Annotated in this window: 14 protein-coding genes and 1 tRNA gene; 6 read left to right on the top strand and 9 right to left on the bottom strand. The window is 67.5% G+C overall.

Going from position 1 to position 14,670, the window contains the following annotated elements; all coding sequences use genetic code 11:
- Positions 1 to 26: 26 nt before the first annotated feature.
- A complete protein-coding gene (locus tag AC3WRR_RS17065; protein WP_010814655.1) occupies positions 27 to 1,136 on the top strand; it encodes an NAD(P)/FAD-dependent oxidoreductase in 1,110 nt (369 codons plus the stop codon).
- A gap of 242 nt (positions 1,137 to 1,378) precedes the next feature.
- Positions 1,379 to 1,454: transfer RNA gene (locus AC3WRR_RS17060), tRNA-Asn, on the top strand.
- 138 nt (positions 1,455 to 1,592) lie between these two features.
- Here AC3WRR_RS17060 and AC3WRR_RS17055 read toward each other — a convergent pair.
- The 7 genes from AC3WRR_RS17055 to AC3WRR_RS17025 form a co-directional block, all read right to left on the bottom strand.
- The gene (locus AC3WRR_RS17055) at positions 1,593 to 2,360 is read right to left on the bottom strand and encodes an IclR family transcriptional regulator (protein WP_010814654.1); all 768 of its coding nucleotides are present in this window, start codon (positions 2,358 to 2,360) and stop codon (positions 1,593 to 1,595) included.
- 68 nt (positions 2,361 to 2,428) lie between these two features.
- On the bottom strand, positions 2,429 to 3,592 hold the full coding sequence (locus AC3WRR_RS17050; RefSeq protein WP_010814653.1) for a CaiB/BaiF CoA transferase family protein: 1,164 nt from the start codon (positions 3,590 to 3,592) through the stop codon (positions 2,429 to 2,431).
- Between the two features lie 12 nt (positions 3,593 to 3,604).
- Complete coding sequence (locus AC3WRR_RS17045; RefSeq protein ID WP_492297526.1) at positions 3,605 to 4,771, bottom strand: acyl-CoA dehydrogenase family protein; 1,167 nt, start codon at positions 4,769 to 4,771, stop codon at positions 3,605 to 3,607.
- 59 nt (positions 4,772 to 4,830) lie between these two features.
- Positions 4,831 to 5,808: a Bug family tripartite tricarboxylate transporter substrate binding protein gene (locus tag AC3WRR_RS17040; protein WP_010814651.1), complete on the bottom strand. Its 978-nt coding sequence runs from the start codon at positions 5,806 to 5,808 to the stop codon at positions 4,831 to 4,833.
- 50 nt (positions 5,809 to 5,858) lie between these two features.
- The gene (locus AC3WRR_RS17035; RefSeq protein WP_010814650.1) at positions 5,859 to 6,248 is read right to left on the bottom strand and encodes a cupin domain-containing protein; all 390 of its coding nucleotides are present in this window, start codon (positions 6,246 to 6,248) and stop codon (positions 5,859 to 5,861) included.
- Positions 6,249 to 6,415: 167 nt separating this feature from the next.
- Positions 6,416 to 7,111 carry a two-component system response regulator KdpE gene (gene kdpE, locus AC3WRR_RS17030; protein WP_010814649.1) on the bottom strand — a complete coding sequence of 232 codons (696 nt, stop codon included), beginning with the start codon at positions 7,109 to 7,111 and terminating at the stop codon, positions 6,416 to 6,418.
- Positions 7,112 to 7,142: 31 nt separating this feature from the next.
- Entirely contained in the window at positions 7,143 to 9,992 is a 2,850-nt protein-coding gene (locus tag AC3WRR_RS17025; RefSeq protein ID WP_011615735.1) for a DUF4118 domain-containing protein, read from the bottom strand.
- Positions 9,993 to 10,382: 390 nt separating this feature from the next.
- Here AC3WRR_RS17025 and rpsU point away from each other — a divergent pair, with 390 nt between their 5' ends.
- From rpsU to AC3WRR_RS17010, 3 genes are all read left to right on the top strand, one after another.
- The gene (gene rpsU, locus AC3WRR_RS17020; RefSeq protein WP_010814647.1) at positions 10,383 to 10,595 is read left to right on the top strand and encodes a 30S ribosomal protein S21; all 213 of its coding nucleotides are present in this window, start codon (positions 10,383 to 10,385) and stop codon (positions 10,593 to 10,595) included.
- A gap of 202 nt (positions 10,596 to 10,797) precedes the next feature.
- On the top strand, positions 10,798 to 11,709 hold the full coding sequence (nodI, locus tag AC3WRR_RS17015; RefSeq protein WP_026200447.1) for a nodulation factor ABC transporter ATP-binding protein NodI: 912 nt from the start codon (positions 10,798 to 10,800) through the stop codon (positions 11,707 to 11,709).
- Positions 11,710 to 11,723: 14 nt separating this feature from the next.
- Complete coding sequence (locus tag AC3WRR_RS17010) at positions 11,724 to 12,587, top strand: ABC transporter permease (protein WP_010814645.1); 864 nt, start codon at positions 11,724 to 11,726, stop codon at positions 12,585 to 12,587.
- Between the two features lie 19 nt (positions 12,588 to 12,606).
- Here the strand turns inward: AC3WRR_RS17010 and sugE are convergent, their stop codons facing one another.
- Positions 12,607 to 12,927 (bottom strand): quaternary ammonium compound efflux SMR transporter SugE, encoded by a 321-nt coding sequence (gene sugE / locus AC3WRR_RS17005; protein WP_011615737.1) that lies wholly within the window; start codon positions 12,925 to 12,927, stop codon positions 12,607 to 12,609.
- Between sugE and AC3WRR_RS17000 the strand changes: the two genes are divergently transcribed.
- Positions 12,921 to 13,238 (top strand): hypothetical protein, encoded by a 318-nt coding sequence (locus AC3WRR_RS17000; protein WP_414220945.1) that lies wholly within the window; start codon positions 12,921 to 12,923, stop codon positions 13,236 to 13,238. The two genes, sugE and AC3WRR_RS17000, sit on opposite strands and share 7 nt — an antisense overlap.
- Positions 13,239 to 13,242: 4 nt before the next feature.
- On the opposite strand, the gene AC3WRR_RS16995 is transcribed toward AC3WRR_RS17000, so the two are convergent.
- Complete coding sequence (locus AC3WRR_RS16995) at positions 13,243 to 14,448, bottom strand: O-succinylhomoserine sulfhydrylase (RefSeq protein WP_010814642.1); 1,206 nt, start codon at positions 14,446 to 14,448, stop codon at positions 13,243 to 13,245.
- Positions 14,449 to 14,670 lie beyond the last annotated feature (222 nt).

Genomic DNA, 14,670 nt, shown 5'->3' with positions numbered 1-14,670 from the left:
GCCCACGCAAACGTATCAGGACGAATATGGACTTGAGCATTCCAAATCCCGTCGCCGACACGACCAAGCAGGTCGACGGCGGCAGCCCTGCAGGCGGCCAGCCGCAGGAGATCGATGCGCTGATCGTCGGTGCCGGCCCGGTGGGCCTGTTCCAGGTCTTTGAACTGGGCCTGCTCGAAATCAAGGCACATGTCATCGATTCCCTGAAGGTGGTCGGCGGCCAGTGCGTGGAGCTCTATCCGGACAAGCCCATCTACGACATCCCGGCGGTGCCCATCTGCACCGGCCAGGAACTGACCGACAACCTGCTCAAGCAGATCGAGCCGTTCGAGCCCACCTTCCACCTGGGCCAGGAAGTCGCCGTCGTGGAGCGCCGCGAGGACGGCCGCTTCTTCGTCGAGACCTCGCTCGGAACCCGCTTCATCACCAAGACCATCTTTATCGCCGCCGGCGTGGGTTCGTTCCAGCCGCGCACGCTGAAGGTCGAGGGCATCGACAAGTTCGACGGCAAGCAGCTGTTCTACCGCGTCAAGGACCCGAGCCGCTTCCATGGCCGCAACCTGGTGATCATCGGCGGCGGTGACTCGGCGCTGGACTGGACGCTGGACCTGGTCGGCAAGGCCGAGTCGGTGGTGATGATCCACCGCCGCGACGGCTTCCGCGCCGCGCCGGCCTCGGTCGCCAAGATGAAGGAACTGTGCGAGCAAATGGAAATGCAGTTCCTGGTCGGCCAGGTCGGCGGCTATGAAGAGAAGGACGGCGTGCTCACCGAGATCAAGGTGACCGGCGCCGACGGCGTGACCCGCCGCCTGCCGGTGGATGACCTGCTGGTGTTCTTCGGCCTGTCGCCCAAGCTCGGCCCGATCGCCGAGTGGGGCCTGGACCTGGAGCGCAAGCAGATCAAGGTGGACACCGAGAAGTTCGAGACCAATATCCCGGGCATCTTCGCGGTGGGCGACATCAACACCTACCCCGGCAAGAAGAAGCTGATCCTGTCGGGCTTCCACGAGGCCGCGCTGGCCGCGTTCGGTGCCGCGCCGTATATCTTCCCCGAGAAGAAAATCCACATGCAGTACACCACCACCTCGCCGAAGCTGCACAAGATCCTCGGCGTGGATTCGCCGGTGTTCGACTGAGCCGGGCGAGTGCCGCAGAAAAAAACCGCCGCGAGGCGGTTTTTTTCTGGCACAAACCAAAAACCATAGCTATAATGCGGCCTCGCTGTTCGACACGACGGCACGAAGCCAGCAGAGATGCCCTTCGCACCGTACGGCAGGCAGCAAGCCGGAAGCTTCCAGACACCTTCTGACAAGAACAAAATGTCGAAAAGGTGTTGACGAAGAAAAGAGAAACTGGCTATAATTTCTTTCTCAGCTGTTCCCCGATAGCTCAGTCGGTAGAGCGACGGACTGTTAATCCGCAGGTCCCTGGTTCGAGCCCAGGTCGGGGAGCCAACCGATACGGAAGCCCGGTGCAAACGCACCGGGCTTTTTCGTTTTGGGCTTCGGTTCGCGCAACGCGCTTCGATCTTGTCCGGCCTCGACAGCCGTCACGACAGCCTGCGGGCCGCCGCAACGCCTGCCCTCTCCCACTTATCCCTGCAGCGAACCGCCAGCGGCCTTCAGCGCCACGACAATGGCGTCGGCATTGGCCTCGATCCGATGCAGCGGCCCCGCCACGGACATGCCATAGGTCACGCCCCCGATGGCCACCGGGAAGGCGATCGCGCCGAGATCAGGAAACGACTCGCCAAAGTTCGGATACCAGCCTTGCGCCTGCCATTGCTGCATGGCGGCTTCGAAAACGCGCAGCGAGTCCACCGTGCGCCCCGTGCGCGAGGCAAACGACACGCCGGCCAGCAGTTCGGCGCGGCTGTCCGCCGGCATCGTGCCAAGGATGGCGCGGCCGATCGAGTTCACGTGCGCATCGCGCAGCTCGCCCGGCGCGGCGATATAGCGCACCGGATTGCCGGACTCCCGCACCTCCAGGTACAGCACGCGGCCGTCATCCTGAAGCTTGCCGAAGATCACGGTTTCGCCGGTGGTGTCGCGCAGCGATTCCAGCACCGGCTGCACGCGTTCGAGCAGCGGGTCGTTGCGGGCGATGCGCTGGGCAATGTCGAGCAGCCGGCGCGTCGGGTAGTAGCCCTGGCGGCGGCCGGTCTCGTACAGGTAGCCGAGCGAGGCCAGTGTGCGGATCAGCCCCAGGCAGCTCGACATCGGCGCGCCCAGCAGCCTGGCCAGCTCGGTCAGCGTCAGCGAGCGCCCTTCGCGCGCATAGATCTCCATGATCTCAATCACGCGCAGCGCGGTCTTGACGCTGGCGTGACCCGATTTTTCTGCCGGTTCCTGTTCTGCCATCGTTGGCTTCCTCGACTTCAATATCTGTTGGCCGGGATTGTACGCGGCGGAGTCGGCCGGCAAGGGTGTCAGCCGCCCTCCGCGCCGCCTGGCCCGGGCAACGCCTGCGGCCAGCTGCGGATATTGCCGGGCGTGCGCGAGAAGCGCGTCGGGATGCCCACGCCACGCAGCCGGCCTTCGCTGGGATGGTCGTATTCGAACATCATGCCGGTGGCGCGCAGGTGCGGGTCGTCGGCCAGGCTCTCGAAATGCGGCACTTCGCTGTGCGGGATATCGGCATCACGCAGCAGGTCGAGCCATTCCGCAGTGCTGCGCTGCGCGACGATCTCGGCCAGTGTGGCGTAGAGCGCGTCGATATTGGCGCTGCGCGCGGCCGGGGTGGCATAGCGCCGATCCTGCGCCAGCTCCGCATGGCCTGACACATCGAAAAAACGCAGCCATTGGGCGCTTGTATAGGGCAGCAGCGCAATATGGCCGTCGCGCGTGCGATAGGGCTTGCGGTGCGCCGACATCACGCGCGGATAGCCGGCCTGCCCGAGCGGCGGGATGAAGGTCTGCCCGGCCAATTGCTCGGTGGCCAGGAAGGACACCAGCGTCTCGAACATCGGCACCTCGATGGCCTGGCCCTGGCCGGAACGCTCGCGCTCGTACAGCGCCATCGGGATCGCGTAGGCCACGGTCAGCCCGGCCACCTTGTCGGCCAAGATGGTGTTGACGTACTGCGGGCCTTCGTTCGAGTTCGCACCCTGGAACTGCGCCATGCCGCTGCGCGCCTGGATGATGTCGTCGAAGGCCGGCGCGCCCGCGTAGGGGCCCTCTTCCGAATAGCCATAAGCGCCGCAGTAGATCAGCCGCGGATGGTCCGCGCGCAGCGACGCATAGTCCAGCCCAAGCTTGCGCAGCGACTGCGGCCGCACGTTGGAGACAAAGACATCGGCCGTGGCGATCAGGGCTTTCAGCGCGGCGAGGTCATCGGGCTGCTTCACGTCCAGCACCACGAACTGCTTGTTGCGGTTCAGGTTCAGGAAGCTGGCGCCCATGGCCGCGTGCCGCGCCGGCTCGGCGTGGCGGAACACATCGCCGGCGGGCGGCTCGACCTTGATGACTTCGGCCCCCATGTCGCCGAGGATCTGGGTGGCATACGGCCCCATCGCGACCGCGGTCATGTCGATCACGCGGATGCCGGCCAGCGGCCCGGTGGCCGCGCTCGCCTGCGCTTGCTCGTCTGGCATCGTCGCTCCCTCTCAGTACGACTTGGGCAAACCCAGCACGCGCTCGGCGATAAAGCACATGATCAGCTGCGGGCTGACCGGCGCGATGCGCGGGATATAGGACTCGCGCAGCAGCCGCTCGACGCGGTACTCGCGCGAGTAGCCCATGCCGCCCAGCGTCAGGATCGCGGTCTGGCACGCGTTATGGCCGGCCTCGGCGGCGAGGTACTTTGCCGTGTTGGCCTCGGCGCCGCAGGACTGCCCGGCGTCATAGCGCGCGGCGGCCTTGAGCATCATCAGGTTGGCCGACTCCAGCTGCATCCAGGCCTGCGCCAGCGGATGCTGCACGCCCTGGTTCATGCCGATGGGGCGGCCGAACACCACGCGCTCCTTGGCGTACTGCGTGGCAATGGCCAGCCCCGCGCGGCCCAGGCCGATGGCCTCCGCCGCGATCAGGATGCGCTCCGGGTTAAGTCCGTGCAGGATGTACTCAAAGCCCCTGCCCTCTTCGCCGATGCGGTCTTCCTCCGGGATGAACAGGTCGTCGATAAACAGCATGTTGGTATCGACGGCGGCGCGGCCCATCTTGTCGATCTCGCGGATCTCGATCTTGCTGCGGTCGACTTTGGTGTAGAACAGCGACAGCCCTTCGGTCGACTTCTTCACCGACTCCAGCGGCGTGGTGCGCGCCAGCAGCAGCATGCGGTCGGCCACCTGCGCGGTCGAGATCCAGATCTTGCGCCCGCTCACCGAATAGCCGCCAGGCACCTTGCGCGCAAAGGTCTTGAGCTTGGTGGTGTCCAGGCCCGCGTCGGGCTCGGTCACGCCGAAGCAGGCCTTCTCCTGGCCGGCGATCAGCGGCGGCAGGAAGCGGCCCTTCTGTTCGTCAGTGCCGAACACCACCACCGGGTTCAGGCCGAACACATTCATATGCACCGCCGAGGCGCCGGTCATGCCAGCGCCCGACTGCGAGATGGTCTGCATCACCAGCGCCGCTTCCAGGATGCCCAGGCCCGCGCCACCGAAGGCCTCGGGCATCGCCACGCCCAGCCAGCCGCCTTCGCACAGCGTCTTGTAGAACTCGTGCGGATAGGTGCCGGACTTGTCCAGGCGATCCCAGTACTCCATGTCGAACTGCGTGCAGACCTGCTGCACGGCCTCGACGATGGATGCCTGTTCTTCGGAGAGGTCGAAATTCATAGCGTTACCTGCCTGATGTCGTTGTCTTGTTGGTTGTCTGATGGTTGCCCGAAGAGCGCCTATTCCGGCTGGATGCCAGCGTCTTTCACCAGCCGCGACCACTTCTGCAGCTCGGCCACGACAAACTGGCTGAGCTCGGCCGGCGTGCTGCCGAACGGCTCGAAGCCCAGCGCGTGGAACCGCGGCGCATGCTGCTTGCTGGTGGCGATGGCAACCAGTTCACGATTGAGCCGCTGCACCACCGGCGCCGGCACCCCGGCCGGCGCGAACACGCCGTTCCATGAGGTCACGTCGAAACCCTTCAGCTCCGGCACGCTCGCCAGCGGCGGCAGGTCGGGCAGCAGCTCGCTGCGCTGCGCGGTGGTCACCGCCAGCGCGCGCAGCTTGCCGGCGCGCACGTTGGCGATGCCTGCGGCAAAGTCGACGAACATCGCCTGCACCTGGCCACCCATCACATCGGTCATCGCCGGCGGCGTGCTCTTGTATGGCACGTGCAGCATGTTCAGCCCGGCCATCTTCGACAGCGTGGCGCCCGAGACGATGCCGGTGCTGTTGCCGCTGGCATAGCTCAGGCCCGGATGCGCCCTGGCATAGTCGATGAACTCGCGCAGCGTCTTCACCGGCAGCGCCGGGTTGACCACCAGCATGAACGGCAGGTTGCCCATGCGCGAGACCGGCGTGAAATCCTTGACCGGGTCATAGCGCAGCTGCTTCATCAGCGACGGGTTGGCCGAATGCGTGGTGTTGGTGGTCATGAACAGCGTGTAGCCATCGGCCGGGGCCTTGGCCACGAACTCGGCGGCAATGGTGCCGTTGGCGCCGGGCTTGTTGTCCACCACCACCGGCTGCTGCAGCGCCTCGCCCAGGTATTTGGCAGTCAGGCGGGCCACGGCATCGGTGCCGCTGCCGGCAGCGAACGGCACCACCAGGCGCAGCGGCCTGGACGGGAATTCATCGGCCGACAGCGCCGGGGTGGCGGCCAGCGCCGCGGTGCACCCGAGCACCAGGCTGGCAAAGGCATTGCTGAAGGACTTCACGGTAGTTGTCTCCTGTAGTTGTTCAATCCCTTGCCGTGACCAGCCGCGTCTTATGCGGGCCGTATCACGCGCTCGGGGGATTCCTCATATGGCGGGGAATAGATGACCAGAATCTTGGCCGGCTCGTCGCTGACCACGGTGAACACATGCATCTGGTCCGGCGGGAAGAAGCAGCAGTCGCCAGGGCCCAGTTCCTTTCGCTGGCCGCCGACCTCGGCCACGGCGCGGCCTTCCAGCACGTAGCAGACCTGCTCGATGCCGGGATGCGCGTGCGGCAGCGCGCCCTTGCCCTTCTCGATGGTGCCGTGGATCACTTCCAGATGCCGCGATCCGACGGTCTCTGGGCCGATCAGCCGGCGATTGAGGGTGCCGACATGGTTGGCGGGGTGGTAGCCCTCGACCTCGTCGGTCGAGATGAAATAGACGGGTTGGTCCTGCATGCGGTGCTCCTGCCTTAATTCATATCTATGAATAACAGTTTATTACCTTGAATTTATCCGTCAAACAATTTCGACATCGCTGCGGGTTTACCGGGAGTGCAAGGGGCGAGCGCCAGCCTCACGCGGCGCGTGATCGGCAAGAAAGTGTTGTGGGAGTGACCCGGCGCTCAGCCGGCGAAGCGGTAGCCCACGCCGATCTCGGTCAGCAGGTAGGCAGGCCGGGCCGGGTCGGCTTCCAGCTTGTGCCGCAGGTGCCCCATGTAGACGCGCAGGTACTGGCTGCTGTCGGCATGCGACGGCCCCCACACCTCGCGCAGCAGTTCGCGGTGGGTCATGACCTTGCCGCGATGCGCCAGCAGCACCGCCAGCAGCCGGAACTCGATCGGCGTCAGGTGCACCGGCTCCCCCGCGCGCGTGACCTGGCGGTTGGCCAGGTCCACGGCGATCTCGCCGAACGCCACCTGCGCCCGCCCCTGCGCGCCGGCACGCACATGGCGGCGCTGCAGCACGCGCAGGCGCGCCACCAGCTCGCCCACGCCGAAGGGCTTGGTCAGGTAGTCGTCGGCGCCGGCGTCGAGCGCGCGGATCTTCTCGGCCTCGCCGGTGCGCGCCGACAGCACCAGCACCGGCACTTCGGTCCAGGTGCGCAGGTCGCCGATCATCGATACGCCGTCGCCATCGGGCAGCCCCAGGTCCAGGATCACCAGGTCCGGCTGGCGCGTGCCGGCCTCGATCAGTCCGCGCTGCAGCGATTCGGCCTCGTGCACGGTGCAGCCCTCGTCCTGCAGCGCCGCGCGCACGAAGCGGCGGATATGGGGCTCGTCTTCCACCAGCAGCACCGTGGGCGAAAACTCGAATGGCATAACGCGTCAGATCCTTGAAAGGTTGTCGGGTTCAGGCCGGCAAGCCGGCCGCTTCCAGTTCCAGCACTGGAGGGTTGCCGCGCGGCAGCGTGACCACGAAGCGCGCGCCGGTGCCTTCGCCCTGCGCCCGAGCATGCACCGGCTCGACGCGGATGCTGCCGCCGTGCGCCTGCACGATGGCCTCGCACACGGCCAGCCCCAGGCCCACCCCGGTGGTGGCGGACTCGCGCTCGCCGCGGGTGAATTTCTCGAACACCTGCCGCGCCATCGCCGCCGGCACGCCGGGGCCGTCGTCCTCGACGACGAGGTGCACGGCGTCGTCGGAGAGCTCGCCGCGCACGCGGATCTCGGTACCCGGCGCGGTGTACTTGGCCGCATTCTCCAGCAGGTTGCACAGCACGCGCTCCATCAGCACGCCATCGCATTCCACCAGCGGCAGTGCCGACAGGTCGGCCACCACCACGCGGTGCCGCGCCAGCGCATCGCGCAGCGACGCCAGCGCCGCGCCGGCCAGTTCTTCGAACGACTGCCATTCCTTGCGCAGCGCCACACTGCGGCTTTGCAGCCGCGCCATGTCGAGCAGGTTGGCCACCATCGCGTGCATGCGGCGCGCCTGGTCGCGCATGGCGCCGACGGTCTCGGCCACCTCCGGCGCCAGCGGCGTCGTGCCGCGCTGCAGGGTCTCGGCCATGCCGATCAGGCTGGTCAGCGGCGTGCGCAGGTCGTGAGACACCGCCGCCAGCAGCGAGCTGCGCAGGCGCTCGGACTCCATCGCCAGCAGCGCCTGCTGCGCCACCTCGACATAGTGCAGCCGCTCGATCGCAATCGCGATCAGCGTGGCAAAGACATCGACCTGGCGCCGCAGCGCGGGCTGAGCAAATGCGCGCCAGGTGCGCGGCTCCACTGCCAGCACGCCGCGCACCTGCATCGGCGCCTTCAGCGGCAGGTACAGCACCGTGCCGGAAGGCAGCGTGTCGGTGCCGGTGCCGGCCGGCTGGCCGTGGTTGAAGACCCATTGCGCCAGCACGTGGTCGACGGCATCGCTCTGTGCCGCGCCGCCGGCCTCGGGAGCCGTGGCCGCGGGCAGCAGCCGGCCGTCCGCGCCGACCAGGAAAAACGCGGCACGCGCATCGAACGCCGCGCGCAGGAAGCGGCTGCCGATACCGACGATCTGCGCGTCGGTCAGCGCCGCCGACAGCTCGCGCGCCAGCTCGTACAGCGTGCGCGCATCGGTCTCGCGCTGCACCGATACCTGGGCCTGCTCGCGCAGTCCGGCCGTCAGCTGTCCAATCACCAGCCCGACTGCCAGCATCACCAGGAAGGTCACCAGGTATTGCACGTCGGTGACCGCAAACGACAGCTGCGGCGGCACGAAGAAGAAATCAAACGCCCCCACCGCCACCAGCGCGGCGAACGCCCCCGCGGTACGTCCGTGGCGCAGCGCCACGCCGGCCACCGCCAGCAGGAACAGCATGGCGATATTGACCAGGTCGAACCATGGCCGCGCCAGCGCCGACAGCGCGGTGGCGCCGGCGCACCAGGCCACCGCCCACAGCAGGCCCGGCCACTGCGCAGGCCGGGCGTCTGCCTGCGGCGGCTCGGTGCCGGGCAGCACGGGCGCATCAGCGGGGGTCTCCTGTCGGACGCTGTCGTCCGCCACGCGGATCACGTCGATCTCGGGACACGCCGCAGCCAGCGCATCGGCAAAACTGGTGCGCCCGAACAGCCACGCGCGCGCGCCCAGCCATGGCGCCAGCGCGCGCGCCAGCAGCGCGTGCATGCGGCCGGACAATGAAGCCCCGCCATCGGCCCAGCGCGCCGGCGTGCGGCCGATCAAGACCTTGGTCAGATTGTGCCGCCGCACATAGCCGGCCACCGCCGCCACCATGTCGCTGCCGGCCAGCGTTTCGGTACGCGCGCCCAGCGCCTCGGCCAGCCGCATGGCCTGGTCGAGCTGCTCGCGCTGGGCGTCGGGCACGGGTGCCAGGCGCGGCACCGACACCGTCACCACATGGCAGTCGCAATCGAGCTGCCCGGCCAGCCGGCGCGCGCTGCGCACCACCTGCGCAGCATCGCTGCCGTGGCCGACACAGGCCAGCACCGCTTCACGCGTGCGCCAGACCGGTTCGATCGAGGCTTCCTGCCGGTAGGCGCGCACGTCGTCGTCGACGCGGTCGGCAGTGCGGCGCAGCGCCAGCTCGCGCAGCGCAATCAGGTTGCCCTTGCGGAAGAAATGCTGCACGGCATGGCGGGCCTGCTCGGGCACGTACACGCGCCCTTCGCGCAGGCGGCGCAGCAGCTCGTCGGCGGGCAGGTCGACCAGCACCACCTCGCCGGCATCGTCGAAGACCGTGTCGGGCACGGTCTCGCGCACGCGGATGCCGGTGATGCCGGCCACCGCCTGGTTCAGGCTGTCCAGGTGCTGGACGTTGACCGTGGTCCAGACATCGATGCCGGCCGACAGCAGTTCGGCGATGTCCTGCCAGCGCTTGGGGTGGCGGCTGCCGGGCGCGTTGCTGTGCGCCAGCTCATCCACCAGGATCAGCGCAGGCCGGCGTGCCAGGGCCGCATCGAGATCGAATTCCTGCAGCGTGCGGCCGCGGTAGTCGACGCGGCGCAATGGCACGCGCTCGATGCCTTCGGCCAGCGCCTCGGTTTCGGCGCGGCCATGGGTTTCGACCACGCCCACCACCACGTCGCCGCCCTGCTCGCGCTGCGCGCGCGCCGCGGCCAGCATGGCGAAGGTCTTGCCGACGCCGGCCGAAGCGCCGAAATAGATGCGCAGGCACCCGCGCGCGGCGCGTTCGCCGGCGGCCTGCATGCGCTGCAGCAGGTGGTCGGGGTCGGGGCGGGGATCGTCGGGTTGGCGCGGCTCAGGCATGGTGGTCGCGCTTGCCTCGCAGCGGCGGGAGCGCAGCCAGATTGTGCCACGCAGGCGCCGGCGTAAAGTGCGCCAAGGTAGACTAGCGGCGATTTCCGATCGCTACGCCCGCGCGCGCATTGCACTACATTCTTGACAGTGCAGTCGTATACATGCCATAGTTACGGGCGTATAGCATTCATGGAAACCGGTACTGTCAGGCTCCAGTTGTATAGGACCTGGCGCTATCACCCCTGACACTGGTTGCACGGACTGAAACGTCCACATCTTTCAGGTTCGCGGGGGCGCACCAGGGCATTAGCCCGGCGTGCAATACCAGTCGCTCCGGCGACCGCAGTTTCCCCCCGTGTGAACCAGCCGCTCCTTGCGGCAATCCCCTAAAGGACTGAATTGACTAAGATCGTCTTGAAACCCGGTGAGCCCGTTGAAGTTGCAATGCGGCGCTTCCGTCGCGCCATTCTGCAGACTGGCCTGATCGTTGAACTCAAGAGCCGCACCGCTTACGAGAAGCCGACGACCGAGCGCAAGCGCAAGAAGAAGGCCGCCGAAGCGCGTCTGCGCAAGCGCCTGCGCATGCAGATGCTGCCGAAGAAGATGTACTGATCCGGTACGCTTCGCCGCCTGGCACCGCCGGGCATAAAAAAACCGCCAGTTCGCTGGCGGTTTTTTTATGCCTCGCGCCCAGGCCGGCCCCCGCTGCGCCTTGCCGCCGCGGCTTTTGCTGCACTGCGCCACCTGAGCATTGCGCCGATGACCGGCATAATGGCGGATATTGCGCCCGTGCGGCGCCACACCGGACCCTGCCTTGACTGCCATCCTAGAGTTGCGCAAGGTGCGCAAGCAATACGGCGACACGGTCGTGGTCGACGACCTCGATCTCCAGGTATTTCGCGGCCAGTGCTTCGGCCTGCTGGGGCCCAACGGCGCCGGCAAGACCACCACGCTGCGCCTGCTGCTGGGCCTGACCACGCCCATGGCCGGCACGCTCACGCTGTGCGGCGAGCCCATCCCCGAGCGCGCGCCGCAGGCGCGCATGCGCGTGGGCGTGGTGCCGCAGTTCGACAACCTCGACCCGGATTTCTCGGTGATCGAGAACCTGCGCATCTTCGGGCGCTACTTCGGACTGTCGTCGGCCGAGATCGAGCGGCGCGTGCCGATGCTGCTGGAATTCGCCCGGCTGGAAAACCGCGCCGATGCGCAGGTGCGCGACCTCTCCGGCGGCATGCGCCGGCGCCTGACGGTGGCACGCGCGCTGATCAACGACCCTGACCTGCTGGTGATGGACGAGCCCACCACCGGCCTGGACCCGCAGGCGCGCCACCTGATCTGGGAGCGCCTGAAGTCGCTGATGGCCAGCGGCAAGACCATCCTGCTGACCACGCACTTCATGGAAGAGGCCGAACGGCTGTGCAACTACCTGTGCGTGATCGACGGCGGCCGCAAGATTGCCGAAGGCAAGCCGCACGAGCTGATCGACAGCCAGATCGGCTGCGACGTGGTCGAGGTCTATGGCGATGAACTGGACACGCTGCGCGGCAGCCTGACGCCGCTGGCGCAACGTACTGAAATGAGCGGCGAGACGCTGTTCTGCTATGTGCGCGAGCCCGCCCCGCTGCTGGCGGCGCTGCACGGCAGGAACGGCGTGCGCTACCTGCACCGCCCGGCCAACCTGGAGGACGTGTTCCTCAAGCTGACCGGCCGCGAGATGCGGGACTGAACCGAGGGACTGACATGAGCGAACAGGATCCCCGCGCGGATACCACCACTGCCCCCGCGGCCGCTGGCGGCCACGCCGCCGCGACGCCGCGCCAGCGCTATCCGCAGCCGCTGCTGCCGCGCAACCTGCGCAACTGGATGATGGTCTGGTACCGCAACTACATGGTGTGGAAGAAGCTGGCCATCCCGTCGATGATCGGCAACCTCGCCGACCCGATGATTTACCTGTTCGGCCTCGGCCTCGGGCTGGGGCTGATGGTGGGCCAGGTCAACGGGGTGTCGTATATCGCCTTCCTGGCCGCCGGCACCACCGCGTCCAGCGTGATGATGTCGGCCAGCTTCGAGTCGATGTATTCGGCGTTCTCGCGCATGCACGTGCAGCGCACCTGGGAGGCGATCATGCATGCCCCGCTGACGCTGGGCGACGTGGTGCTGGGCGAGATCGCCTGGGCGGCCAGCAAGGCGGTACTGTCCGGGCTGGCCATCATGCTGGTGGCGGGTGCGCTCGGCTATGCGCAGATGCCCGGCGCGCTGCTGGCGCTGCCGGTGATCGTGCTGGCCGGCATTGCCTTTGCCGCGCTGGCGATGACTGTCACCGCGCTGGCGCCCAGCTACGACTTCTTCATGTTCTACCAGACCCTGGTGATGACGCCGATGCTGCTGCTGTCGGGCGTGTTCTTCCCGCTGGAACAGTTGCCCGAGGGCGTGCAGGCAGCCACCAAGGTACTGCCGCTGGCGCATGCGGTGGCGCTGATCCGGCCGCTGATGCTGGGCCGTCCGTCGGAGGATGTCGGCCTGCACCTGGCGGTACTGGGCGCCTATGCAATGGTGGCGCTGGTAGTGTGCCTGATGCTGCTGCGCCGCCGGCTGCTGCGCTAAGACTGCCGCATGCCGGGCCTCAGGCGCTGCCCACGAGCTTGAGCCCGGCAATCCCGCACACGATCAGGCCGATGCAGGCCAGCCGCGCCGCAGTGGCGGGCTCATTGAAGAGTATGATGCCGAGGATCGCGGTGCCGACCGCGCCAATCCCGGTCCAGACAGCATAGCCGGTCCCGACCGGGATATGCCGCAGCGCCAGCGCCAGCAGCAGCACGCTGATGGCCATGCCGATCAGCGTGATGACGCTGGGCACCAGCCGCGTAAAACCTTCGGTGTACTTCAGCCCGATCGCCCACACCACCTCGAACAGCCCTGCCAGGGCCAGCAGTGTCCATGCCATATCGATTTCTCGGATTGCGTCGCAACGTGCGCAACGATAGCGGAGATTCCGCCACCTTGCAGCGCACCGTCCTGGCGCTGGCGGCCGCATGCGCCACGGCGTCACTGGCCGGGTGCATGGTGATGGCCGTGGGTAGTGCCGCGGTGTCGACGGTGGCTACCGTCGGATCGGCCGCCGTCAGCGTGGCGACAACCGCGGTCAGCACCACCTACGACGTCACGGCCGCAGGCGTGAAGGCCGTGGCCGGCAGCGACGAACCCGCGCCGCCCCCGTCGCCACAACCTGCACAGCCGCCACAGCCGGCGCAGTAAGCCCTCAGTCGCCCAGGCCGCGCAGCAGGTCGGCCTTCAGGTCATCGACCGACTCCAGCCCCACCGCCAGCCGGATCAGCCCTTCGCCGACGCCCGCGGCCGCCTTGGCCTCGGGGCTCACGCGCGCGTGCGTGGTGGTGTACGGGTGCGTGATGGTGGTGCGGGTGTCGCCCAGGTTGCCGGTGATCGAGCACAGCCGGGTGTTGTCGATCACGCGCCAGGCATTGGCCCGCTGCTGCTCGGGCGTGGCGCCCTTCAGCTCGAACGACACGATCGCGCCGCCGCCGCTTTGCTGGCGCATGGCGATCTCGTGCTGCGGGTGCGACTTCAGCGCCGGGTGGAACACGCGCGCCACCGCCGGATGCGATTCCAGGAACTGCGCCAGCGCCAGCGCGCTGGCCGAATGGCGTTCCATGCGGATCGCCAGCGTCTCCATGCCCTTGAGCAGCACCCAGGCGTTGAACGCCGACAGCGTCGGGCCCGCGGTGCGAACGAACGGGAACACCTTGCCCATGATGAAGTCGTGCGAGCCCAGCACCGCGCCGCCCAGCACGCGGCCCTGGCCGTCGATATGCTTGGTGGCCGAATGCACCACGATGTCGGCGCCGAACTTCATCGGCTGCTGCAGCGCCGGCGAACAGAAGCAGTTGTCGACCACCAGCAGCGCGCCGGCGTCGTGGGCGATGTCGGCCACGGCGGCGATATCGGCCACTTCGGTCAGCGGGTTCGACGGCGTTTCCAGGAAGAGCAGCTTGGTGTTCGGGCGCACCGCGGCGCGCCATGCGTTCAGGTCGCTCGGGTCGACGAAGGTGGTCTCGACGCCGAACTTCGAGAAGATATTGCCGAACAGCGTCATGGTCGAGCCGAAGATCGCGCGCGAGCTGACCAGGTGGTCGCCCGCCTGCATCGACGACAGCACCACCGACAGGATCGCGCTCATGCCCGAGGCGGTCGCCATGCAGGCCTGCGCGCCTTCCAGCGCGGCCAGGCGCGACTGGAACATCGACACGGTCGGGTTGGTGAAGCGCGAGTAGGTGAAGCCCTCTTCCGAGTTGGCGAAGCGTTCGGCGGCCTCGGCGGCGCTGTTGAAGCAGAAGCTCGAGGTCAGGTAAATGGCTTCGGAGTGCTCCATGAATTCGCTGCGCAGCGTGCCGGCGCGCACGCCGAGGGTGTCGATGCCGAGCGATTCGGGGTTGAGCGGTTCGTTCATGCTGGTGGAGCGCGGTCGTACCCGCGCGAATGCGATGGTTTCGACGAGCCGGCGCCGGCCAGGTGGACCGGCGCGCGGCCATGAAAAAAGCCCGTGCGATCGGGTGGTCGGATCGACGGGCTTGCTGTTCTGCGAATGGCCTTCGGCTTCAGGCTGTGGCGGCCGGCTTCCGGAAATCGCTGCGCCGCGAAGGCACTGCGCATCGGGAATCGTTGCTGACCG

It is taken from the genome of Cupriavidus sp. FW305-3-2-15-C-LB2 (assembly GCF_058787575.1).
The sequence above is the reverse complement of the archived record's forward strand: the minus strand, read 5'-3'. Positions and strand labels throughout refer to the sequence as shown.

Bases quoted from the DNA above. Each gene is read 5' to 3' on its own strand.
- AC3WRR_RS17065 (WP_010814655.1), top strand. From the start codon at position 27: ATGGACTTGAGCATTCCAAATCCCGTCGCCGACACGACCAAGCAGGTC.
- AC3WRR_RS17055 (WP_010814654.1), bottom strand. From the start codon at position 2,360: ATGGCAGAACAGGAACCGGCAGAAAAATCGGGTCACGCCAGCGTCAAG.
- AC3WRR_RS17050 (WP_010814653.1), bottom strand. From the start codon at position 3,592: ATGCCAGACGAGCAAGCGCAGGCGAGCGCGGCCACCGGGCCGCTGGCC.
- AC3WRR_RS17045 (WP_492297526.1), bottom strand. From the start codon at position 4,771: ATGAATTTCGACCTCTCCGAAGAACAGGCATCCATCGTCGAGGCCGTG.
- AC3WRR_RS17035 (WP_010814650.1), bottom strand. From the start codon at position 6,248: ATGCAGGACCAACCCGTCTATTTCATCTCGACCGACGAGGTCGAGGGC.
- kdpE (WP_010814649.1), bottom strand. From the start codon at position 7,111: ATGCCATTCGAGTTTTCGCCCACGGTGCTGCTGGTGGAAGACGAGCCC.
- AC3WRR_RS17025 (WP_011615735.1), bottom strand. From the start codon at position 9,992: ATGCCTGAGCCGCGCCAACCCGACGATCCCCGCCCCGACCCCGACCAC.
- AC3WRR_RS17010 (WP_010814645.1), top strand. From the start codon at position 11,724: ATGAGCGAACAGGATCCCCGCGCGGATACCACCACTGCCCCCGCGGCC.
- AC3WRR_RS17000 (WP_414220945.1), top strand. From the start codon at position 12,921: ATGCCATATCGATTTCTCGGATTGCGTCGCAACGTGCGCAACGATAGC.
- sugE (WP_011615737.1), bottom strand. From the start codon at position 12,927: ATGGCATGGACACTGCTGGCCCTGGCAGGGCTGTTCGAGGTGGTGTGG.
- AC3WRR_RS16995 (WP_010814642.1), bottom strand. From the start codon at position 14,448: ATGAACGAACCGCTCAACCCCGAATCGCTCGGCATCGACACCCTCGGC.